At 64.3% G+C, this 20,544-nt stretch carries 22 protein-coding genes; 16 read left to right on the forward strand and 6 right to left on the reverse strand.

The features are described from left to right. Positions 1 to 57: 57 nt before the first annotated feature. Both ACSMXN_RS01310 and ACSMXN_RS01315 read left to right on the forward strand, forming a co-directional pair. A complete protein-coding gene (locus ACSMXN_RS01310) occupies positions 58 to 753 on the forward strand; it encodes an alpha/beta hydrolase (protein ID WP_022915319.1) in 696 nt (231 codons plus the stop codon). Positions 754 to 897: 144 nt separating this feature from the next. After that, positions 898 to 1,290 carry a VOC family protein gene (locus ACSMXN_RS01315; protein WP_022915320.1) on the forward strand — a complete coding sequence of 131 codons (393 nt, stop codon included), beginning with the start codon at positions 898 to 900 and terminating at the stop codon, positions 1,288 to 1,290. A 143-nt stretch (positions 1,291 to 1,433) separates the two neighbouring features. Here the strand turns inward: ACSMXN_RS01315 and ACSMXN_RS01320 are convergent, their stop codons facing one another. Then, positions 1,434 to 4,184 (reverse strand): helix-turn-helix transcriptional regulator, encoded by a 2,751-nt coding sequence (locus ACSMXN_RS01320; RefSeq protein WP_022915321.1) that lies wholly within the window; start codon positions 4,182 to 4,184, stop codon positions 1,434 to 1,436. A gap of 162 nt (positions 4,185 to 4,346) precedes the next feature. Here ACSMXN_RS01320 and ACSMXN_RS01325 point away from each other — a divergent pair, with 162 nt between their 5' ends. Further along, on the forward strand, positions 4,347 to 4,925 hold the full coding sequence (locus ACSMXN_RS01325) for a TetR/AcrR family transcriptional regulator (RefSeq protein ID WP_027139928.1): 579 nt from the start codon (positions 4,347 to 4,349) through the stop codon (positions 4,923 to 4,925). A 28-nt stretch (positions 4,926 to 4,953) separates the two neighbouring features. On the opposite strand, the gene ACSMXN_RS01330 is transcribed toward ACSMXN_RS01325, so the two are convergent. Beyond that, complete coding sequence (locus ACSMXN_RS01330; protein ID WP_022915323.1) at positions 4,954 to 5,748, reverse strand: SDR family NAD(P)-dependent oxidoreductase; 795 nt, start codon at positions 5,746 to 5,748, stop codon at positions 4,954 to 4,956. Between the two features lie 577 nt (positions 5,749 to 6,325). Between ACSMXN_RS01330 and ACSMXN_RS01335 the strand changes: the two genes are divergently transcribed. The 7 genes from ACSMXN_RS01335 to ACSMXN_RS01365 all read left to right on the forward strand — a co-directional run bounded on the left by ACSMXN_RS01335 (position 6,326) and on the right by ACSMXN_RS01365 (position 11,260). Next, entirely contained in the window at positions 6,326 to 7,186 is an 861-nt protein-coding gene (locus ACSMXN_RS01335; RefSeq protein WP_196811436.1) for an alpha/beta hydrolase, read from the forward strand. Positions 7,187 to 7,325: 139 nt separating this feature from the next. Then, positions 7,326 to 8,336: an SLAC1 family transporter gene (locus tag ACSMXN_RS01340; RefSeq protein WP_022915325.1), complete on the forward strand. Its 1,011-nt coding sequence runs from the start codon at positions 7,326 to 7,328 to the stop codon at positions 8,334 to 8,336. A 136-nt stretch (positions 8,337 to 8,472) separates the two neighbouring features. Continuing rightward, a complete protein-coding gene (locus tag ACSMXN_RS01345) occupies positions 8,473 to 8,847 on the forward strand; it encodes a VOC family protein (protein WP_022915326.1) in 375 nt (124 codons plus the stop codon). A 70-nt stretch (positions 8,848 to 8,917) separates the two neighbouring features. After that, the gene (locus tag ACSMXN_RS01350) at positions 8,918 to 9,247 is read left to right on the forward strand and encodes a PadR family transcriptional regulator (protein ID WP_022915327.1); all 330 of its coding nucleotides are present in this window, start codon (positions 8,918 to 8,920) and stop codon (positions 9,245 to 9,247) included. 2 nt (positions 9,248 to 9,249) lie between these two features. Then, positions 9,250 to 9,621 carry a DUF1048 domain-containing protein gene (locus ACSMXN_RS01355; RefSeq protein WP_022915328.1) on the forward strand — a complete coding sequence of 124 codons (372 nt, stop codon included), beginning with the start codon at positions 9,250 to 9,252 and terminating at the stop codon, positions 9,619 to 9,621. Then, complete coding sequence (locus tag ACSMXN_RS01360; RefSeq protein ID WP_022915329.1) at positions 9,618 to 10,502, forward strand: ATP-binding cassette domain-containing protein; 885 nt, start codon at positions 9,618 to 9,620, stop codon at positions 10,500 to 10,502. The genes ACSMXN_RS01355 and ACSMXN_RS01360 overlap by 4 nt, the downstream gene beginning before the upstream one ends. Beyond that, on the forward strand, positions 10,499 to 11,260 hold the full coding sequence (locus tag ACSMXN_RS01365) for an ABC transporter permease (protein ID WP_022915330.1): 762 nt from the start codon (positions 10,499 to 10,501) through the stop codon (positions 11,258 to 11,260). Before ACSMXN_RS01360 ends, ACSMXN_RS01365 begins: the two co-directional genes overlap by 4 nt. On the opposite strand, the gene ACSMXN_RS01370 is transcribed toward ACSMXN_RS01365, so the two are convergent. From ACSMXN_RS01370 to ACSMXN_RS01380, 3 genes are all read right to left on the reverse strand, one after another. Next, positions 11,257 to 12,300, reverse strand: a complete 1,044-nt coding sequence (locus ACSMXN_RS01370) for a LysR family transcriptional regulator (RefSeq protein WP_022915331.1) — start codon at positions 12,298 to 12,300, stop codon at positions 11,257 to 11,259. The genes ACSMXN_RS01365 and ACSMXN_RS01370 overlap by 4 nt on opposite strands. A 220-nt stretch (positions 12,301 to 12,520) precedes the next feature. After that, positions 12,521 to 12,895 (reverse strand): DUF1003 domain-containing protein, encoded by a 375-nt coding sequence (locus ACSMXN_RS01375; protein ID WP_455407674.1) that lies wholly within the window; start codon positions 12,893 to 12,895, stop codon positions 12,521 to 12,523. Positions 12,896 to 13,192: 297 nt separating this feature from the next. Next, positions 13,193 to 13,846 (reverse strand): BON domain-containing protein, encoded by a 654-nt coding sequence (locus tag ACSMXN_RS01380; RefSeq protein WP_022915333.1) that lies wholly within the window; start codon positions 13,844 to 13,846, stop codon positions 13,193 to 13,195. A 304-nt stretch (positions 13,847 to 14,150) separates the two neighbouring features. Here ACSMXN_RS01380 and ACSMXN_RS01385 point away from each other — a divergent pair, with 304 nt between their 5' ends. The 5 genes from ACSMXN_RS01385 to ACSMXN_RS01405 all read left to right on the forward strand — a co-directional run bounded on the left by ACSMXN_RS01385 (position 14,151) and on the right by ACSMXN_RS01405 (position 17,409). Beyond that, positions 14,151 to 14,669, forward strand: a complete 519-nt coding sequence (locus tag ACSMXN_RS01385; protein ID WP_022915334.1) for a winged helix family transcriptional regulator — start codon at positions 14,151 to 14,153, stop codon at positions 14,667 to 14,669. Beyond that, positions 14,666 to 15,136 (forward strand): hypothetical protein, encoded by a 471-nt coding sequence (locus ACSMXN_RS01390; protein WP_022915335.1) that lies wholly within the window; start codon positions 14,666 to 14,668, stop codon positions 15,134 to 15,136. The genes ACSMXN_RS01385 and ACSMXN_RS01390 overlap by 4 nt, the downstream gene beginning before the upstream one ends. A gap of 102 nt (positions 15,137 to 15,238) precedes the next feature. Further along, a complete protein-coding gene (locus tag ACSMXN_RS01395; RefSeq protein ID WP_022915336.1) occupies positions 15,239 to 15,892 on the forward strand; it encodes a BON domain-containing protein in 654 nt (217 codons plus the stop codon). 74 nt (positions 15,893 to 15,966) lie between these two features. Continuing rightward, positions 15,967 to 16,515: a DUF308 domain-containing protein gene (locus ACSMXN_RS01400; RefSeq protein WP_051149058.1), complete on the forward strand. Its 549-nt coding sequence runs from the start codon at positions 15,967 to 15,969 to the stop codon at positions 16,513 to 16,515. A 192-nt stretch (positions 16,516 to 16,707) separates the two neighbouring features. Continuing rightward, positions 16,708 to 17,409, forward strand: a complete 702-nt coding sequence (locus ACSMXN_RS01405) for a response regulator transcription factor (RefSeq protein ID WP_022915338.1) — start codon at positions 16,708 to 16,710, stop codon at positions 17,407 to 17,409. Here ACSMXN_RS01405 and ACSMXN_RS01410 read toward each other — a convergent pair. Then, a complete protein-coding gene (locus tag ACSMXN_RS01410) occupies positions 17,406 to 18,665 on the reverse strand; it encodes a helix-turn-helix domain-containing protein (protein ID WP_027139931.1) in 1,260 nt (419 codons plus the stop codon). The two genes, ACSMXN_RS01405 and ACSMXN_RS01410, sit on opposite strands and share 4 nt — an antisense overlap. Before the next feature lie 174 nt (positions 18,666 to 18,839). On the opposite strand from ACSMXN_RS01410, the gene ACSMXN_RS01415 reads away from it, so the two are divergent. Continuing rightward, the gene (locus tag ACSMXN_RS01415) at positions 18,840 to 20,543 is read left to right on the forward strand and encodes a GAF domain-containing protein (RefSeq protein ID WP_081649345.1); all 1,704 of its coding nucleotides are present in this window, start codon (positions 18,840 to 18,842) and stop codon (positions 20,541 to 20,543) included. Position 20,544 lies beyond the last annotated feature (1 nt).

A 20,544-nucleotide genomic window follows, 5' to 3' on the forward strand; every position in this document is an offset into this window, starting at 1 on the left:
TCGATCGCTACGTCTACGGTCAAGATCGACGATGATTCGAGGTTGAGGAGGCCGGAGATGCGAGTGGTATTCGTGCACGGGGCATGCGTGCGGGACGGCACGTGGTGGTGGCATCGCACAGCCGAGGTGCTGCAGGAGCGGGGCGTTGCGAGTGTGGCTACGGCCTTACCGAGTTGTGGTGAGACCGGCAGATCGGCCGGTGCACAGGGCCCGGGCCTGAGCGACGACGTCGCCGAGGTTCGGCAGTTGCTGCAAAGTAGCGATGAGTCAACGGTGCTTGTCGTGCATAGCTACGGTGGAATCGTGGCCGCGGAGGCAGCGGCGGGCATAGACACGGTGCAACATCTTGTGTTGATCTCTAGCTACCTGCCTGAGGTTGGCCAGAGTCTGTCCTCCTTCGGAGACGGCACCCCGGCCCCCTTCCTCGATGTCGATGCAGAGGGAGGCACCTTCACCGTTCGTCCTACTGCCCTTATCGACACGTTCCTGCAGGACTGCTCGACCGAGATCGGCCAGGCGGCGATGGGCCATCTGGCTCGGCAGAGCCTGTCGGTGACGCAGCAGCCAGTTCGGGCGTCTGCCTGGCAGAACGTCCCGACGACCTACCTCGTCTGCACCGGAGACAGAGGCACCCCTGCCGGCGCGCAGCGCGACTTCGCCCGTCGTGCGCAAAGCGTCGTAGAGCTGAACACCGGGCACCACCCTTTTTTGTCCCAGCCAACTGCTGTCGCCGACCTGATCCTGAGTCGCTGATGGACGGTAGCGAGTTGCAGATCGTGCGCCAACCGCCTTGTGCGTTCACACCGACACAGCCTGAACATCAGGTCCGTTCACGCGATTAGTCTCAGGTCGGCGGCCAACATTGCTTGGCCGAAATGCTTTGGGAGGAGATTGACGATGCCAGTGCTGGGAGTCGGCGGAATTTTCTTTCGCGCTCAGGATCCGGACGCTCTCAATGCCTGGTATCGCGAGCAGCTTGGCGTCGGCGCCGGCTGCGCCGCCGAGGGCACCGGGCCAGCCGGCGAATGGTCCTGGAACGTGCAGGGCGGCCCTCTCGTCTTCGCGCCCTTCAAGACGGAGACCGATTACTGGGCGGTGGACAAGCAGTTCATGCTCAACCTCCGTGTCAGAGATTTGGACGGACTGCTCGAACAATTGAGTGCCAACGGCATCGCGGCGATCGTCAAGCCCGAATGGGACTCGCCCGAGGTCGGACGCTTCGCGCGGATACATGACCCCGAAGGCAATGCGATCGAATTGTGGGAACCGCCCGCAGCACCTGCGTCCTGAGCTGCGGATGGGTGCCCTTGCTGCATACGGGACGGTAGGAAGCGACGATCTGCCGCACGGGTGCAGATGGATTGGTCCGGCAAGTATTGGGTATTCGGAGCCACGTCGCCAGGCGGCAGCGGTGGGTGCCTAAGCCGTCGCCGCTACGTCGATGCGGCGTCTGGTCCGAAATTCGTCCGGACACCACGGAGTTCTCTTCTAGAGGCGATACCCAGTTTGGCGAAGACATTGGTCAGATGCCACTCGACCGTGCGGGGGCTTAGGAACAGGTGAGCACCGATCTCGGGGTTAGACATCCCGTCGCGTGCGCACAGAGCGATTTGGGATTCCTGGGCGGTCAAATCGGCGGTGGTCTCGACGCTGCGCTTCCGCGCGATCTCGCCGGTAGCTCGCAGCTCGCGGGCTGCGCGGGCGGCGAATGCGTTGGTGCCCATGGCCGTAAACATTTGGTGGGCGGTTCGAAGTTGTTCGCGCGCGTCGGTTCGTCGGCTCTCGCGGCGCAGCCATTCGCCGTAGACGAGGTGGGCACGGGCGAGCTCTGTTCGAACGCGTGTGCGGCTGAGGTAGTGGATCGCTTCGCGGTAGAAGCCTTCGGCGGTGTCCCCAGTGCTTAGCAGTGCGCGAGAGCGCGCCTCGCTTCCGAGCGCCCAGTCGGTGCCACTGGGGCCCGTGGTTTGCACTAGCTGCTGCAGCGCATGCGCAGCCCGGGCGGGCTGGCCGCTGCGACTGGCTGCTTCGACAAGTTCGACCAGCGACCAGTTGTAGAACGCGAGTTCGGACGCGTACGCGGCCCCTTCTTCTGCCGCAACGAGCGCCTCCTGAAATTGTCCGAGGGCGTTGCACAGCAATGCTTTTGCGTGCTGGATAAGGGTCAGGCCCATGCCTTCGCCTCGGCTTGCCACCTCGTCGATGGCGGTCTCGATCAGCCGGGAGGCCGTGGATTCATCACCTTGCCAAGCCGCGAGGGCGATGGCGCCATAGGGTGGGAGAAGGCTCCCGGTGGCATCCGTGACCGCGGCGACCTCCTCGACCAGAGAACTCGCCGAGGCGAGTTCGCCCGCGAATAAGTGCAGGCCGATCCGTGCACTGAGGGCGAGAGGGAGCACTGCCAGCGCACCCGCTTGTCGTGCGAGCCGGACGTGCCGGGTGCACAACAGCTCCCAGCTCTCGTCGTCCCATAGATCGTGGGCTGCGTGAGTGGCGAACCATAGCCACCGAATGGCCTCATCCGTAGGCAGCTTTCCGGTGCGGAAAGCGTTCACCGCACGCTTCAAGAGCGGCGCGCCGGCGGCATAGCCGTCCGTAATCACAAGTGTCAGGCCATCGAGAAGTAGATCGGGTGGGCGTGCGGGCGACGGAGTGGCTGCATGGGCGGCTCGAGCGATCGTCAGGACGTCGATCTCCCCAGCGAAACGTCCAACAAACAGTGCCGCGGAGAGCGCGTGAAGGTGTGTGTCGCGCGCGAGGGCTGAGTCAAACGGTTCCAATTGCGTGGCGGCCGCCAGTAGCAGGGCGGGGGCGTTGCCGCCTCGCCGTGAGCCGAAGGCGATCTGTGCGTGCAGGAGGCCCACTCGGGCGCGAGCGGTTTCGTCAAGCGGACCGGCCTGCGCTGTGGCCAGTAATGCCAACGCGGCCTCATGTGCCCCGGCCTCGTAGGTTGCGTGCGCTGCCGCCAACGCGCGCTGCGCTTGCCGACCCGATTCCGGTGTCAAGCGTGCCGCGCGCTCCAGAAAAGCTGCGGTCGCGGCCAGACCGCCGCGCGTCTGCGCTCGGCCGGCCGAGCGCTCCAATTCCGCGGCCACCTCCTCGTTGGGACCGGGCGAGGCCTGCGCGCGGTGCCACGCGCGGCGATCCGGGTCGCGCTGCGCGTCGGTCACTTCCGAGAGCGCGCGGTGCACGCTGCGTCGCTCCGCGGAAGACGCCGCGCCGTAGATCGCCGATCGGAGGAGGGGATGGCGCAACGTGACTCGGGCGCCGACTTCGAGTAAGCCGTCCGCTTCGGCTGGACTCGCCGCCTCTATTGGAATCGCGAGCCGCTCTGCGGCTAGCCGGAGCAGGGCCGGATCACCGACGGGTTCTGCCGCCGCGAGCAGCAACAGTTGCTGGGTCTCGGTGGGCATGCGGCCTACCTGCCGTCGGAAGCTCGCCTCGATCCGACTTGGCAGAGGTGGCCCACCCGGTACGTTGAACCCGCCCGCGAGGTCTGCCGCAGTCAACCCCCGGGGAAGCTCCAGCAGTGCCAGCGGATTGCCGCGCGTCTCGGCGATGATCCGGTCGCGGACCCGCTCGTCCAACGGTCCGGTTATCGTCGAGGCGAGCAGGTCACGCGCGTAGATGTACGACAGTCCGCCGAGCCGCAGGTCCGGAAGTCCTGTCAACTCATCGACATCGTCCTGTTCACGCTCGGCTAAGAGGAGAACAATCGACTCCATCTGCAATCGTCGGGCTACGAACGAGAGCACTTGCGCGGAGGATCTGTCGAGCCACTGGGCATCATCGACCAGACAAAGCAACGGTTGGTTCTCAGCCGCACCCGACAGCAGACTCAATACCGCGAGGCCGACGAGGAAACGATCGGGTCGAGGCCCGGAACTCAACCCGAACGCAGTGCCGAGCGCGTCCCGTTGCGGCACAGGCAATTGCTGGCGTCCGGCCAGCAGGGGTGCACAGAGAAGCTGGAGACCTGCGAAGGGAAGCTCCATCTCTGACTGCACGCCGACCGCGTGAAGAATCCGCCACCCATTGCTCTGCTCAGCCGCATAGGCCAGTAGGGCGGTCTTTCCGACGCCCGCCTCGCCACGTAGAACGAGTACACCACTCCGCTCGGATCGTGCAGCGTCCAAGAGCTGATCGAGCGTCGCACACTCGAGCTTGCGGCCGCGCAACCTGGTCATGCCGACCTCCGCGGGCGAAGGAAGTATCGGCAACCAGAATAGTGTGCTCCGCCACCAGCGAGTCTGACGGAGTCGTAGCGAGGAGCATCCACCTGTCGTGCTGCGCCTCGCCGCGCCTCGATTATGAGCGTAATCTAAAGACACGAGCTGGAGGTGTACCGGATGGGGCGAGTATCTCGCGGGCAGGCGACCGTGAATCGCAAGAGAGTGGTGGAATCGGCGTCTCGTCTCTTTCGGGAACGGGGGGTCGGTTCCACGAGTGTCAGCGACGTGATGGCCGAGGTTGGTCTGACCCAGGGTGGCTTTTACAAGCAGTTCGAGTCGAAGGATGCACTCGTGGCCGAGGCGGTCGGCGAGGCGTTTTCGACGATGTTCGACCTGCTCGACGAATTCGACGCTCGTCATCCTGGCGATCACGCGGCCTCTCGTCGCGCGTTGGCGGACTACTACCTATCACCGGCTCATCGCGACGATTCAGCTCGGGGATGTCCTACCACGGGATTCGGCTCGGACATCGGCCGGTCGCGTACCGACAGCGAAGCCCGTCATCCCTATCAGGCTGGAGTCGCGCGTTTCGCCGGGTGGATGGGCAGCGGCGGTGGCGCTCCCAGCGACGAGGACATCGCTCTCGTGTGCGAAATGGTAGGCGCGTTGATGTTGTCGCGGGCCACCGCGGGTTCACCGTTGTCGGACCGTATTCTGTCGGCTGCGCGTACCAAGGTCGGCGACTTCGAGCGCTGAGCGGCCTGAGGAAAGCGCCCCGAGCCGGTTATCTCGTGTAGCGCGCGGCGGGCCTCGCGAGCGACAGACCGGGGATCAGCGCCTTACGTGCAGCATCGAGCCTTTCCCGCCCCGCGTAGTCCGGGAGCGACGGGATGGTCACCAGTTCGCCGGCGTCCAGTCCCGCCAGCCCAGCCTTGGCTGCGTCTGCGGGCTCCATGATGATCTCGGTCGGTAGCTGGTCGAGTTCGATTCCCGATCCGTCCCAGAAGGCGGTGCGCAGGCCGCCGGGCAGCACGACTTGGACGGTCACATTAGTGTCGGCGAACTCCTGTGCCAGGCCCTGTGTGAATGCGACCACGTACGCCTTGGTAGCGCTGTATGCGGCGCCGACCGGCATGATGTTGAGCGCGAGCGCCGACGCCACGTTGATGATGGTGCCGTTCCCGCGGCTGGCGAATGCCCTCGCCGCTGCCGCTGAAATGCGGGTGAAGGAGGTGACGTTGAGCGTCACCAGCTTGTCTAGCGCGTCCGGATCGGCACTCTGGACCGGCCCGAACAGCGCGCCACCGGCGTTGTTGACGAGTACATCGATGGCTGGATCGCTGGCGAGCTTGGCTTCGACGGCGCGGGTACCTTCGGCAGTGCCGAGGTCGGCGGACAGTACGGACACGGTGCGCCCAGTCGCTGATGAGATTTCGACGGCGACCGAGTCGAGGCGCGTCTTGTCGCGTGCGACGAGAATGATGTTCTTGCCGCGCATGGCTAGCTGCTCGGCATAGGCGGCGCCGAGACCCGCGGTCGCACCAGTGATGAGGGCAGTGCCCGGGATTGGTGTGGTCATAAGAAGCCTCCGGAGACGGGTGGAGCAGGTTTCTAGAAGATAGATTCTTATCGTAATCTATCTAGGCACGCATGAGTATGCCGTGACGTCAGCGGGTTGTTGCACCGCTAATCCGACGCTAACCCGCCCAGCCGCATGCCGGCTGTGCTGCTTGCCCTGGTGAGTAGACCCCGGGGGGCGGACCCGGGGTCTAGCCGGGGTCGACGCGCGGCATTCACCGCGAACCTTGATCTGGCAGTGAGGAGACCAGCTGCCGACGAGGCGAACAGACAATGATCACTTATCGCGAGGCGGTCACGATTGGCCGCCAGGACCCGCGGGACGCCGCACTGGATCATGAAGGTGCAAACATTGCTAGCGCAAGGGGAAACGCGGATGACGAGCGACAGCGCTCCATGCGCCGACGCCCTTGCGACTCGCCGCCGTCAACGTCGCGTAGCCCACCCGGAAGCGGCACGAAACAGATAGCCGTCACAGAACACGCCGGCGCCCGAGATCCGCACGGACCGCCGAGACCTTCACCTCCCGGTCAGACCTGGCTGGCAGGTACCAACAAGACCAAGAACAGGACCCGACCATGAAATCCATTGCCTCACCACTATCGGGGATGCGCCGCGTGGCCGTCGGCAGCGCGATAGGCGTCCTCTTTGCCACCCTCGCCGTCGTCCCGACGCAACGGGCAATCGCCGACGACTCTCGGTCAGGGGAGACGCAGAAGCCCACTGTCGTGCTCGTACACGGTGACTGGGCCGATGCCTCGAGCTGGAGCGGGGTCGTTAAGAGATTGCAGCATGACGGCTATACCGTCGCGGCAGTCCCAAATCCGCTGCGGTCGCTGTCCGGAGACTCGGCCTACCTCGCCACCTATCTCAGCACCCTCACCGGCCCAGTCGTACTCGTCGGCCACTCCTACGGCGCCGCAGTCATAACCAATGCTGCCACTGGCAATCACGACGTCCAGGCGCTGGTCTACGTCGACGGATTGGTCCCCGACGAAGGGCAGACAGTCGCGCCGCTCGCCGGGCCGGAGTCAGCTCTCGCTGTCGCTGATCCCACCACCGTCTTCGACTTCGTGCCCGCAACCCTTCCCCCGGTGGCGACTACTGATTTGTATCTGAAGCACTCGACCTTCCTCACCGCTTTCGCCAACGGGCTGCCCGCCGACCAGGCCGAAGTGTTGTTCGCGTCCCAGCGACCGAGCACCCTGGGGGCCCTGAACGAACCGTCGGGGATCCCCGCGTGGCGAACGATCCCCTCGTGGTATCTCGTCGGCACTCAGGACCGGGTCGTCCCCCCGAGCGCGCAAAAGGCGATGGCCCACCTCGCGGGCTCCAGCATCTCTGAATTCAAGGCGGGCCATCTAGGCCTGATATCGGACCCGAAGTCAGTGACCCGCATAATCGAACGGGCAGCGATGTCCACCAAACAGGTGCACTGACAGCAGACATCGATGACGCCGCCCAGGGCCTCTGAGGTCGGTGATGTGTTGAGGACCTCCGAGCAGGGTAGGTAGCCGACCGCGGCTCTGCCACTCGGAGGTCCTCGTTGTTCAGCAACCTTGATTGGAGACGAGGACATTGTCGACTCCTCGCATTCCGCTAAACCTGTTCGCAATACCGTTCGGCCTTGCCGGGTTGGCGGGCAGCTGGCTGATCGTGACTCACTACGGCCATGCGCCGGTAGCTATCGGCGACGGCCTGCTGGCCCTATCGGCACTTACCTGGCTGGTCGTTCTCATCAGCTACGCACGCTATGTGTCTTCTCAGCCCTCGGTATTCGCTCGCGATCTGACCGACGCGATGGCGGGACCGTTCGCGTCGCTGGCGGTCATCACGCCGATGATCCTGGCCGCGGAGGGCATCTACCCGCATGGCGCGGGCACTGGACGCCTGCTGCTGGATGTCTTCCTCGTGCTCACCGTCTTACTCGGTGCCTGGTTTACCGGCCAGTGGATTTACGGGCCGTTGGAGGTGGATCAATTTCACCCTGGGTATTTCCTGCCGACGGTGGCTGGCGGTCTGATTGCCTCGGCCGGCGCAGCGGAGGTCGGGCAGCGACGCCTGGCCGAGATCATGTTGGGCCTGGGCGCGCTCTGCTGGGCGGCCCTCGGCTCGATCATCCTGGGACGGCTACTGTTCCGGCCCCTGCTCCCCAAGCCTCTGCTGCCAACGCTGGCCATCGAGATCGCGCCGGCCGCGGTCGGCAGTCTGGCTTACTTCGCCCTCAACGGCGATCACGTCGATGCTGTCGCAGCCATCGTGGGCGGGTACGGGTTATTGATGGTTTTGGCTCAGCTTCGGCTGCTCCCGCTCTACATCAGCCTGCCCTTCGCCGCCGGCACCTGGGCTTTTGCGTTCAGCTGGGCCGCCGTCGCGACCACCGGACTGCACTGGCTCAACGACCAGCAGCCATCCGGTTACCGCATCTATGAGTACGTCCTCCTGGGTGCTATCACCACGTTGGTGGGCGGCATCGCCGTCCGCACCATCGTTGCGGTCGCCCGGCGCCAACTGCTCCCGGCAGGCGCGGTGGTCGCGAGGTCGACCGTCCAACCCGAACCCGCACCGATCGATCGCAGTCGGGCGTGACCACCACTGTGTGAGGAGTAGATGTCACTGATCCGCCTACGAGTGCGTCGAGCCCGCGTTTCGTTCTTCTCGGTCTTCGGTCCCGATCGCACGTCCACAGCGGCGGATACAGCCGCCCAGGCGCCAAAATGATGGCATGGCCAGTCGAATAGCGGTTATTGCAATCGATGCTGTGCAGCCACGCCGGGTAGCCGACTTCTGGTGCGGCGTTCTTGGCTGGCGGGTCGTCGAAGAGGACGGCAGTGTCATCAGCCTTGCGCCGCCTGACGGTGCGTGGCCAACGATCGACGTCGTGGCAGTGCCCGAGAACAAGATTGTCAAGAACCGATTGCATCTCGACCTTCGCGCCGACGGCCTAACGACGTCCGAAGAGCTCGAGCGGCTCCTGGCCCTGGGTGCGCGATACGCGGACGTGGGCCAAGCGGCCGATGCAACGTGGGTAGTGCTCTCTGACCCCGAGGGCAATGAGTTTTGTCTGCTCTCCCGGTCCGTCGAGGAAACTCGCATTTGACGTTGCCATGGCGCTATTCAGTGTTACTATCTACTGGTAGTCAATATCACTGAGTAGTTGAGGACAGTCCATGGGCAAACAAGCGACCGAGATGCTCAAGGGAACGTTGGAGGGCATCGTCCTCGCGATCCTCTCCGGCCGGTCCGCGTACGGCTACGAGATCACCGCCTGGCTGCGAGATCAGGGTTTCTCTGACATCGCGGAGGGGACTGTCTACGCACTGCTCATCAGGATCGAGCAGCGCGGTCTCGTTGACGTTGAGAAGGTCCCCTCGGAGAAGGGGCCGCCACGCAAGGTCTACTCCCTCAACGCTCAGGGACAGGAATATCTCGAAGAATTCTGGAGGACCTGGAGCTTCCTCACAGAACGATTGGAACAGCTCCGCGAAGGAGAAAAGTAATCATGGGAATTTCAGATTTCGCCTCAAAGGTGATCGGCGACAAACGTCGGTGGAGGGCATACAAGGCGCGCACACGAGCGCTTCCCGAGAACTACCGCACCGCGGTTGACGAGATCGAGCGCTATCTCATGCACTTCGTGCCGTTCGACGGCAGTAGCGCAGCATCTGAGTTCGAGGATCTTGTCGAGCTGTTCGAACAGGCTGCGGCTGACGGAACGCCGATCCGCGACATCGTCGGTGAGAACCCGGTCGAATTCGTCGAGGCGTTTGCTCAGAACTACACGAAGGGCGGCTACGTCCCCGATCGGGTCCGGGAACGGCTGGTCAGCGCCATCAACCGCGCAGAACAAGACGACGGTGAGACCCGCTCATGACGGCCCGACCAACCTCGGGAACGGCCATCCTCGTACGCGGCCTTCAGAAGTCATACAAAAAGGTGGACGTGCTGCGCGGCGTGGACTTCGACGTGCAGCGGGGCAGCATCTTCGCCCTGCTCGGCTCCAACGGAGCGGGCAAGACCACAGTCGTGAAGATCCTTTCCACGCTGGCCAAGGCCGACGCGGGAACTGCCAGCGTCAACGGCTTCGACGTGGCCACGCAGCCGGCGAACGTACGAGAGTCCATCAGCCTCACCGGACAGTTCGCCGCCGTCGACGAAATCCTCAGCGGACGGGAGAACCTTGTTCTCGTAGCGCGATTACGCCACCTGAAGGATCCGGGCCGGATCGCGGACGATCTGCTCGAACGCTTCTCGCTGACCGACGCCGCAGCGCGGAGGGTGTCGACGTATTCCGGTGGCATGCGCCGTCGCCTCGACATCGCGATGAGTCTCATTGGGAATACGGAGGTCATCTTCCTCGACGAGCCGACAACGGGACTTGATCCCCAGGCGCGCATTGAGGTGTGGCAGGCCGTGCGGGAACTGGCCGAACACGGCACGACAGTGCTGCTCACGACGCAGTATCTGGACGAGGCCGAACACCTCGCCGACCGAATCGCGATCCTCCACGAGGGTCGAATCATCGTCAACGGAACCCTCACCGAGCTCAAGCAGTTACTCCCGGCCGCCAAAGTCGAATACGTCGAGCAGCAGCCGAGCCTCGAGGACGTCTTCTTCGCCATCGTGGGTACCGACGACAAGGACGGCGACGTCAAGGACAGCGACGTCAAGAACAGCGACGACAAGGACGGCGCCGGCGGTGAAGCGCTTGCTATGACCACAGCGTCAGCAAGATCGAGTGGGGAACAACGATGACCGAGCATTACTTGAGCGACACCGCCGTCCTGCTGGGACGCTCGCTGCGCCATGTCACTCGCAGCGTGGACACGATCATCACGACGACGATCATGCCGATCGCCTTCATGCTGCTGTTCGTCTACGTATTCGGCGGCGCGATCAAACACGGGTCTGATTCCTATGTGAACTACCTGCTGCCCGGAATTCTGCTGATCACGATTGCCTCGGGCATCTCCTACACCGCGTTCCGGCTGTTCCTGGATATGAAGAGCGGCATCTTCGAGCGATTCCAGTCCATGCCGATCGCGCGGTCCTCCGTCCTGTGGGCGCACGTGCTGACCTCAGTGCTCGCCAATCTGATCTCTGCCGTGATCGTCGTGCTCGTCGCCCTGCTCATGGGCTTCCGTTCGGGGGCGGGAGTGCTGGCGTGGCTCGCGGTCGTCGGCATGCTGATCCTGTTTACCCTTGCGTTGACCTGGATTGCCGTAATCCCTGGTCTTTCTGCGTCGTCCGCGGACGGGGCGAGCGCGTTCTCCTACCCGCTCATCTTTCTGCCGTTCATCAGCTCGGCATTCGTGCCCACCGACACTATGCCGGGCCCGGTGCGCGCCTTCGCCGAGCACCAGCCGGTCACGTCCATCGTCAATGCCATCCGCGACCTGTTCACCCAGCAGCCGGTCAGTACCAACATCTGGACTGCTCTCGCCTGGTGCCTCGGTCTCCTCCTCGTCGCGTACGCGATCGCCATGGGCACTTACCGGCGCAAGATCTCCTAGGTCGTCTTGGTCGGCTCCGACGACGGGGTCACGCCGTCGGCAGTGTCGAACAGAATCTGCTGCAGCGGGCGGGGTAACTCGCCGTTCCACACCAGAGCCGCCGTGGCGGTCAGCGGGTGGCCGTGGATGCTGACTCGTGCCATGTCAGCACTTTCCGCCGAGCGCGGGAGCCGGATAACGCCGGGCGGGGGCCCAGCGATGGCAGTGGGACCGGTCAGCACAGCGGCTGAGCGGTCGGCGGTAGCGGCGAAGGCAAGCGCCATCGACAGCGAGTGACGCACGGGTGGGTCGGTGAATTCGAACCGCGAGTTCACCGACCGCAAGTCCTCCAGCCAGCGGTCATACGTCGCGGGACTGGCGCGGCGTGGTCCATGGATGACGTCCATTCTGGCCAGCTCTTGCAGGCCGATTAGCCCACTGTGCGCCGCCGGGTGTGAGGCGGGGACCCACACATCGGGCTCGAATTCTCCCAAGCTCATGGCCTCGAGCGGAGCCGGCAGCGCGTCGGGGCTTGCGTTCAGCCAGCCCATGCCCGCGTCGGCACGGCGGTGGCGGATCGGCGAGAACTCAGCGTCAAGAGCTGCCTCCATCCAGGTGATGACAACCTCGCCGACATCGGCGGTCGTTCGCAACCAAGAGGTGATCTTTACCGCGAGAGAGTCAGGCAAATCCGCTGGTATGACAAACCGCAGCCGCGGCCGATCCAGGCCGGCCACCTGCCTGGTCTGGCTGGCCGCATGATCGACCGCCGAAAGCACGTCCCGGGCCGCCTCGAGTAGTGCGCTGCCTGGCGCGGTGAGCCGCACACCATCCCGCCGGCGACGTAGCAGCGGGGTTCCGACGATCTGTTCCAGCCGCTGGATCTGCTGGCTGAGGGTCGGCTGGGCGATGAACAGGCGCGCCGCCGCCTGCGTGAAGCTACCGGCGTCGGCGACGGCGACGAAGTATCGCAAGTGGCGCAGTTCAAGACTCTGCGGTGCCCGTGTACGCGTCGGGGGGAGCGGAATCGGCTCGGCTGGCGGCTTGTCGATATCTGTCACGCAGGTCCTCCTCGGGCCAGATCTGTACCGAGCGGCGCTTAACGGCGGGCCGATTCGGCTTCTGACCTCGACGATCCTCGCCGTTCCTACCCGCCGAATCGGTAATACGCCTGATGCGGTGCGGGAATCCTGCAGCCACTGATGCCCGCCACCCTGCTTTCCCGATCATGAATCCGCTACGCTTCCTGGGATATCTGGAACGGCAGTTTCTTGACAGAGCTCACGGCTGGTGCGGCGTCGACGCTTTCAGAAGCCGGTTGTGCAGCTCCGTGGTGAGTGTGTGGATCTCACGTGTCAGTTGCGTGTTGGTCTTGAGTTCCAACTCTTGTTCGGTGAAGTCGTGGTCAGCTTTTGCCTGCTGGAACGCTGCCTGTCGGTTCTGGCCGATCATGACGAAGGTGGACAGGAAGATCGCTTCCAGCGAGACGATGAGCGTCAACGTCGGCCACGGCTTGGATTCGATGAAAAGAATCCAGATGGTGAACAGCGCGATGTGGAGGTAGACAAAATTCATCGACCCGGCGAATGTGGTGATCCAGTCGGCGACTCGCAGCTGAACGTCCTGCGCCCGCTGCGCTTGCTGCTCGAGCACCACCGGGTGGTGCCGGGTGTTCTGTGGCGTGCTTGGAGGGTCCTTAGGTTCGCCTGCCTGCCCAGCTGTGCTGGAGTCTGGTTTGGTCATGGTGCTGCCTTTCGTGGTTGAGGGGTGCCCTCCCAGGTGGCGAGCTATGGCTGCTTACCGGCGGGCACCACGCGCGGTGCGCGGGCCGGCCCCCAGACACCCGGACAGCGGTGCGCGGGGACCGGCCCGGCGGACCTTCGGTCAGGCGGACCTTCGGTCACGTGGACCTTTGGTCAGGTGGACCTGCTGATAGCCGGCAGGAAGTCGGCGTCAGCCAGTGACGTAGACGTCGTCGCGGACCTCGAAGACGCCGGTGGCCATCCAGGCGGCGCCGATCACCGCGTCGTGTTCGGCCCAGGTGCGGACGTGCCCAGCCAGGGTCACGGTGTTGCCCTGGGTGTCCACCGCGAGGTCGCTGTCATCGGCGATCAGTGCGTAGCGATCGAGCGCGTCCTGGACAAGAAGTACGACGTCGACCGGGTCGGCATCGTAAACGATCTCGATGTCGTCCTTGACGTTGCGCACACCGGTCAGCCCGTTGACGGCCGTCTCGGCTGCGGCGCGCTGCGGACCGTAGGCGACGATGCCGGTCAGCGTCAGGTTGCCATCCCGGGCAGTTGCCTCAACACCAGTCGGTACCGCGACATTCAACTCCAAGGCGTTGTTCGCGGCGGTGGTCAAAATCGCGTCATCGCGGTAGTCACCTTCTGGCAGCATCACCTCGAGGTGATTGTGAACCTCCGTTACCCCTGCGACGCGCTGCGCGGCTGCGGCCGCCTCGCGGTATTGCGGGTAGCTCGGTACGGTGCCGTTGAGTGCCACCTGCCCGTTCAGATTCTTGACGGTGATGTCGGTCGCGTCAACGATCGGGTCGAAACCGAGTTCGGCCTCGACGGCTTCACGGATATCTTTTGCCTTTCCCATTTTCCTTGTCCCTTCAAACGGATGAGGCGGCGGTTTGCCGTTCACCAGCCAGTCCACCCGGCAATCCGGCGGTCGCCAAAGCGGTGATGGCTCTGGTGACATTGGCTGGCGCTATAGCTCTTGGTGTGCGATCCGAATGCGAGACCATTTCCGGATATTCCTGGAATGTGAGGGGTTCGTACTCGAGTGCCGTCCGAGGGGGCTGTTGGCTGCAGGATTGCCGCATCGCCTCAAGGGTATTACCGATTCGGCCCGCCTTCGTATCGGGGATCGTCGAGGACGGAAACCGAATCGGAGGTGTCAGATGAGTTCGATGTACACGTGGCAGGTACCAGCCACACTCTCGCGCCAGACCCCACTCGCTGCTACGGAAAGCGGTGAGAGCTCGGGCCTGGGTCGAATCTCGGCCCCGGCGATCGTGGTTCTCGTCCCCGGCGGCGGGTCCGGGGGTCGCGTCGGTCTGGACGAGTTGCTCGCACACCTGGGAGCGGCGATAAGTGATGGTGATTTCGAAACCCAGCCAAAAGTAGCGGTTGGTGACGTCGAGATAGATATGGCGGCCAAGGTTGCCATTGGAAAGGACGGCGAGCGGGTGGGACTCACGCCGACGGAGTGGCGCCTGCTCGAGCAGCTGATGCGCCGGCCGGGCCGACTGGTCTCGGCAGAGACGCTTTTCGCCGCGTTGCGTGGCGGCCCGGAACACACTGACCCGAGCTACCTGCGCACCTACATCTTCCAGTTGCGGCGAAAGCTCGAACCTGAACCGAACCGTCCGCGCCATCTCATCACCGTGCCCGGCATGGGCTATCGCTTTCAGCCATGATCAACGAGGAATTGGCGCACGAGACCCCTGCCGATCTGTGCCTGCCCGGCGGCTGGCGTGTCCATCACCGCGGGCACGCGGCCAGCCGCGAGTGGATCGAGGTCTACGACGCCAGCCGTGACCTGGTTGGTCTGGTAACAACGACTGATCGGCGAATGGTCTCGGTGGCCGGCGCATGGCGACAGTTCGTGCCTGGGGCGATGCGAGGTTCTCGTTGGTGGACTCTCGCCATCGGGCATGCCAGCGATGTTGGGGAGGCCCGCGTCACGTTCGGACGGAAGTCTCGATCGGGACCGGTCTTGCGCACCTTCGTCACACCCAGGGTCCGTGCGGGATTGTGGATCGCGTTGGTTTCCGGACCGCAACTGACCGTGAGCATCGAACAGGGCATGTGTCGTCATCGTCAGTTCGTCATTCCGCGAGCCCGTACCTGTGCGGTTCATGGCGCCGCGATCCCCCTTGGGTGATGTCGTGTTACCTGCAGCCGGTCCGCAGAAAGCACCGATGTACTGCGGTGTACGGAGGCAGACGATCGAACAGTCAACTCATTCGATGAAGGGAGTTTCGAGATGGTCCTGGACCAAGAACTAGTTGCCAACGTGAGCGACGAGCTGATGTGGGATCCGAAGGTGGACAGTGCGGCCATCGCGGTATCAGTCGAGGACGGTGCGGTTACGTTGCGCGGCACCGTCGGAAGCATCCGTGAGAAGAGGGAGGCCAAGAACGCCGCCCAGCGAGTGTTCGGCGTGCTATCGGTCGACAACCGGCTGCAGGTACGACTGCTCACTGCCAACAAGCGTGCCGACGCCGAGATCCGTGGCGACGTTCTTCAGGCACTCATGCTGGACAGCATCGTCCCGAGCACGGTCGACGCGAAGGTCAACGACGGTTTCGTCACGCTTACCGGAACGGTGGATTGGCAGTACCAGCGGGACGAGGCCGACTACGTCGCAAGCAATATCGCCGGAACTCTTGATGTCCTCGACGACATCGCGGTCAGCGGACCGACGCCCAACGCGTCGGACACCAAGCAGGAAATCACCAAGGCGTTCAAGCGCAACGCCGGGTTCGACGCCAACGACCTCACGGTCTCGACGGCAGCTGGCACCGTGACGGTCGCCGGAACGGTTCGCTCGTGGGCCGAGCACGACGAGGCGATCGGTGCTGCGTGGGCCGCGCCGGGAGTGACGTCCGTGCGCGACGAGTTGGCGATCAGCTATTGATTGACGTGGCTCGGACGGAGCGATTGCAATTCCGCTTCGTCCGAGCACGTCCAACACAGAAAGGTTCTTTCATCATGTCCTTGCGAACATCGTTGATTGTTCGGGGTGTGCTAGCCATCGCGATCGGTATCGTTTCGGTCGCCTGGCCCGGCATCACCATCGGAGCCTTCGTCATCCTTTTTGCCTTCTACGCATTCGTTGTTGCGATCACGGACGCAATGCGTGCGTTCGACAGTGCCCGGATAGGTCCCGCTGCCGGCTACCTGTTGCTGTCTCTGATGTCATTGGTGGCAGGCGTTGTGGCCCTGATCTGGCCCGGACCGACCGCGCTCGTCGTCGCGGTGCTGGTAGGAATTTGGGCCTTCGTCATAGGTACGTTCGAGGTTGCCATGACGTTTGGTAGTGGCGAGTCGGCTGGTCATCGCGCGATGTGGCTGCTCGGCGGGCTACTCTCGATTGCGCTTGGCATCGTCCTGTTCGTCCGTCCGGACATCGGGGCAGAGTCGCTGGCCGTCGTCTTCGGCTTGTACAGCATCGTCTTCGGAATCAGCGCCCTGGTCGTCTCAACACAAGCAGGCGATCTGCAGCGGGACTTCCAAAAACTTGTCTCGTCGTCCGTCTGAGTCTCGAGCTGACTCTTGAGCTGACTCTTGAGGGGCTCAGCAGTTTCATCCGTACGTGAGGCCGTGGGCGCCTCACGTTCGGGTGCGTGGACCAAAAGGCGTCGCCTTTCTCGTGTGCCGGGCACAGTGCCAGCTGTGAGTTGAGTTCGTAGGCTCGTTCGTGGACTGGTTCGACGATTCGGAGTTGACGTTATGGATCACCTCGACGCGAGGGTCTCAGGCCGCCCTGAACGCTTTCGGGTCGTGGTCGCTGACGACGAGGTGCTGTTGCGGCACGCCTTGGGCAGCCTTGTCGACCGACTTGGCTTCGAGGTTGTGGGACTGGCCGGCACCGCCGAGGAGCTGCTCGCGCTCGTTCGGTCGCAGCAGCCGGATCTCGTCATCGTCGATATCCGAATGCCGCCTGGATATCGGACCGAAGGTCTGGACGCAGCACGGATCATCCGCCAGGAACGTCCTCAGACGGCCATCTTGGTGCTTTCCGGACATGTCGAGGTCGAGCATGCGATGGACCTGTTGGCCACCGAACGTCGCATCGGTTACCGCCTGAAAGACCGAGTGATCGACATCGCCGAATTCCGCGCGACGCTGGAACGGCTGATCGGCGGCGAGGTCGTGATCGAGCCGGCACTGGTCCAGGAACTCGTCCGTCAACGCGCTGGTCACGACCCACTCGAGGCGTTGAGCCCACGCGAGCGCGAGGTGCTCGCGCTCATGGCCGAGGGCCGTTCGAACGGTGGCATCGCCAACAAGATCTGGGTCGCCGAACGAACTGTCGAAAAGCATGTGCGCAGCATCTTGACCAAGTTGAGGCTGCCGGAAAGCTCCGACGACCACCGCCGGGTACTTGCAGTCCTCACCTTTCTGGACCGGCGTGAACGGGTGGCGGGCTAGCGAGCCACCGGCCTGAGGACTGCTTGGCCGAGGTAGTGACAGGCGCGCAGCGCGAGCTCGAGGTCGGCGTGGTGCTTGTCGATCGGCGCGCCGAGGGCCTCCCGAGCCTTGCCGAGCCGGTAATGCACGCTGTTCTTGTGCATCGTCAGCTGCGCGGCCGTCTCGCGGTAGCTTCCCGTCGACAGATAGAGCAACAACGTCTCGCGCAGCCGTTCGTGTGGCTCGTCATCGATCGCCAGGTCGGCGAGCGTCGCCCAGATCCAGCTCCGCGCGGCCGGGAGATCGCTGCAGAGCAGTGCCACCGTGCCGACATCGGCGAAGGCGGTAACCCGGACCCCGGGCCGCGCAGCCAGCGCCAGAGTTTGCGTGCTGACGGCCTGCAGGTGTGATTGCCGGAACCCCTCGACGCCGTAACCGGGTTCGCCGAAGGCGATTCGTGCTGACGCATCGCCTTCGAACGCAGCCACCGACGTGGCGTCCACGCGGGAGACCCCGCCGATGCCGAGCGGTATCCAGATCCACGCGACTGTCTCGTCACGCGGCACGAACAGCTCTCGGCCATCGCCGCCGAGCGCCCGGGCGGCGGTCGTGGCCAAGCGCTCAAGCATCACGAGACTCTCGGCACCCTGTGCATCGCCGGTCACCCAGACGACAGCGCCGAGGTGATGTTGCAGCAGCCGATATCCAAGCGCCGACTCGACATCAGTGGGGTCGATCTCTTCGCCTGCTAGTACCGCCCGCACCCGAGCCGCTCGGCCGGCATTGCGAGCGAGAAGCCAGCGGTCACGTTCGGCTTGGTAGGTGACGACCAGCTGCTCGGTGATCTGGTCGATGTAACGGAAACTGACCTCGACGAGCCGCAAGATCACCTCGGTCATGAGATCGACATCGATCGAACGCTTCGCAAGCTCCTCGACGCAACGGGAGAGAAACCGCCCGTGCCCGATGCGGTATGCCCGAATCAGGGCAATGATCGGCACGCCCCGTTGAGCCAGCCTCCTGCCGTACTCCGTCGCCGCCACCGGTGGGCCGACGTCCGTTATTGCAATGCCGTGTTCGAAGACGTGCAGCAGTGTCGAGATGTTCTCCTCGACACTGGCATCGAGGAGCCGCTCGATGACATCGTCACCGCGAAGCTCGGGAATCGCGTCCGTAAGCAAGCCCCAGATCTCGTCCCTGAGCTCGGCCAAGCGTGCACCCGCGATGGCTCCTACGGCAGAGAGCTCGCGGTTCAGGGCGTCGGCACCGGACACCATCGACCAATCCTAGGGCGAACGGGTGCTCGTCCGCCCCGTTTTGCGGCAGACATCCGTCCCGATGTGTGCCGATGCCTCTTGCGCCTCTTGGGCCTCTTGAACGGAGTGCGTGCTCGGGGCAGTCTGATGACGGGCGTGCGTTGGGGCAACCGTGCCCGCGCCGGTGGAGGGCCGATGACGATCCGACGGAGTAGCTCGACGACCGAGGAACTCGTCCGTGCGGGTGAGCAGGCCGCGCTGCGACGGGTAGCGACTCTGGTTGCCAGAGGCACGCCGCCGGAGGAGATCTTTGCCGCCGTCGCAGCCGAGGTGGGCCGACTGCTGTTGGGGGACAACGCGATTCTCAGCCGCTACGACGGCAACCTGGCCACGATCGTCGGCGTGTGGAGTCGCCCAGGTTCCCGGTTACCCGCCCAGGTCGGTGACCGTTTCGAACTGGGCGGCAACGATCTCCACACCTTGACGCTACGGGCTGGCGGGCCGGTGCGGATCGACGACTACACCCGCACTGCAGGCGCCGCGTCCGAGGTTGCACGAGAAGCCGGCGTGCGTGCCGCCGTCGGCGTCCCGATAACCGTCGAGGGGCGGCCGTGGGGGTTGGTGATGCTGGCATCGGCCCAGAGCCAGGCGCTGGCTCCTGAGACCGAAGCACGCCTGGCGGACTTCACCGAACTCGTCGCCACCGCGCTCGCCAATGCTCAGGCCCGCATGGAACTTCGACGGTTCGCCGACGAGCAAGCCGCCCTGCGGCGGGTGGCGACGCTCGTCGCCTGCGCCGCGCTGCCCGACCGGGTGTTTGCCGCGGTCGCCGAGGAAGTCGGGCTACTCCTCAGCGTGGACTACACCGTCCTCAGCCGATACGACGCCGACGGCGCCGCGACCGTGGTCGGCGGCTGGGCACAAGCAGACCCAGGCCGGCCGCTCGCCATCGGTCTGCATATCAAGCCGGACGGACGCAATATCCACGCGCTGGTGCTCGAAAGCGGTCACTCGGCCCGGATCGACGATTACGCTGGTGCTACTGGTGACCTCGCCGACCTGGCCCGCGACTGGGGCTACCGCTCGGCGGCAGGGGTACCGATCATCGTCGCGGGACGGATCTGGGGCGTCATGATTGCCGGATCCCTCGTCGAACCGTTGGCTGCTGACACCGAAACCCGCCTGGCCGGCTTTACCGAACTGGTAGCGACGGCGATCTCGAATGCGCAGGCGCAGGCGGCGCTCACGGCATCTCGCGCTCGGCTCGTGACGGCCGACGACACGGCGCGCCGTCGCCTCGAGCGCAACCTGCACGACGGTGCTCAGCAGCACCTCATTTCACTGGCGCTGCAGCTTCGCGAGGCGCAGGAATGGGTCGCAGCGGACGACACCAAGTTGCTACCCCGCCTGGACGCCGTGGCCAACGGAATGGCCGAAGTGCTGGAGGAGTTGCGCGAGATCGCCCGGGGCATCCATCAAGCTGGGCTGGCCGAGGGCGATTTGGCGGGAGCTTTGAAGACCCTGATCCAACGGTGTGCGTTGCCGGTCCGGCTCGAGGCTGAAGCGGACATCGACGTGCCGGAGCCGATAGAGGTCGCGGCCTACTACGCGGTGGCGGAAGCACTTGCCAACGCCGGCAAATACTCCGAGGCATCAGGAATCGAGGTCAGCGCGCGAGTTGGTGTCGGTGAGTTGTTGGTCGAGATAAGCGACGATGGGCGTGGTGGTGCGGATCCGGCGCGCGGGACAGGTCTGATAGGTCTGCAAGACCGGATCGAAGCGCTCGGTGGTCAGTTTTCGTTGCGAAGCGAGCACAGCAAAGGTACCGAGATAACGATCTCGCTGCCGCTTGTAGCGCCGGCAACGCCCGGCAGCGCGATCGAGCAACCCTTGATCTAGT

It is taken from the genome of Parajatrophihabitans canadensis, assembly GCF_053764775.1.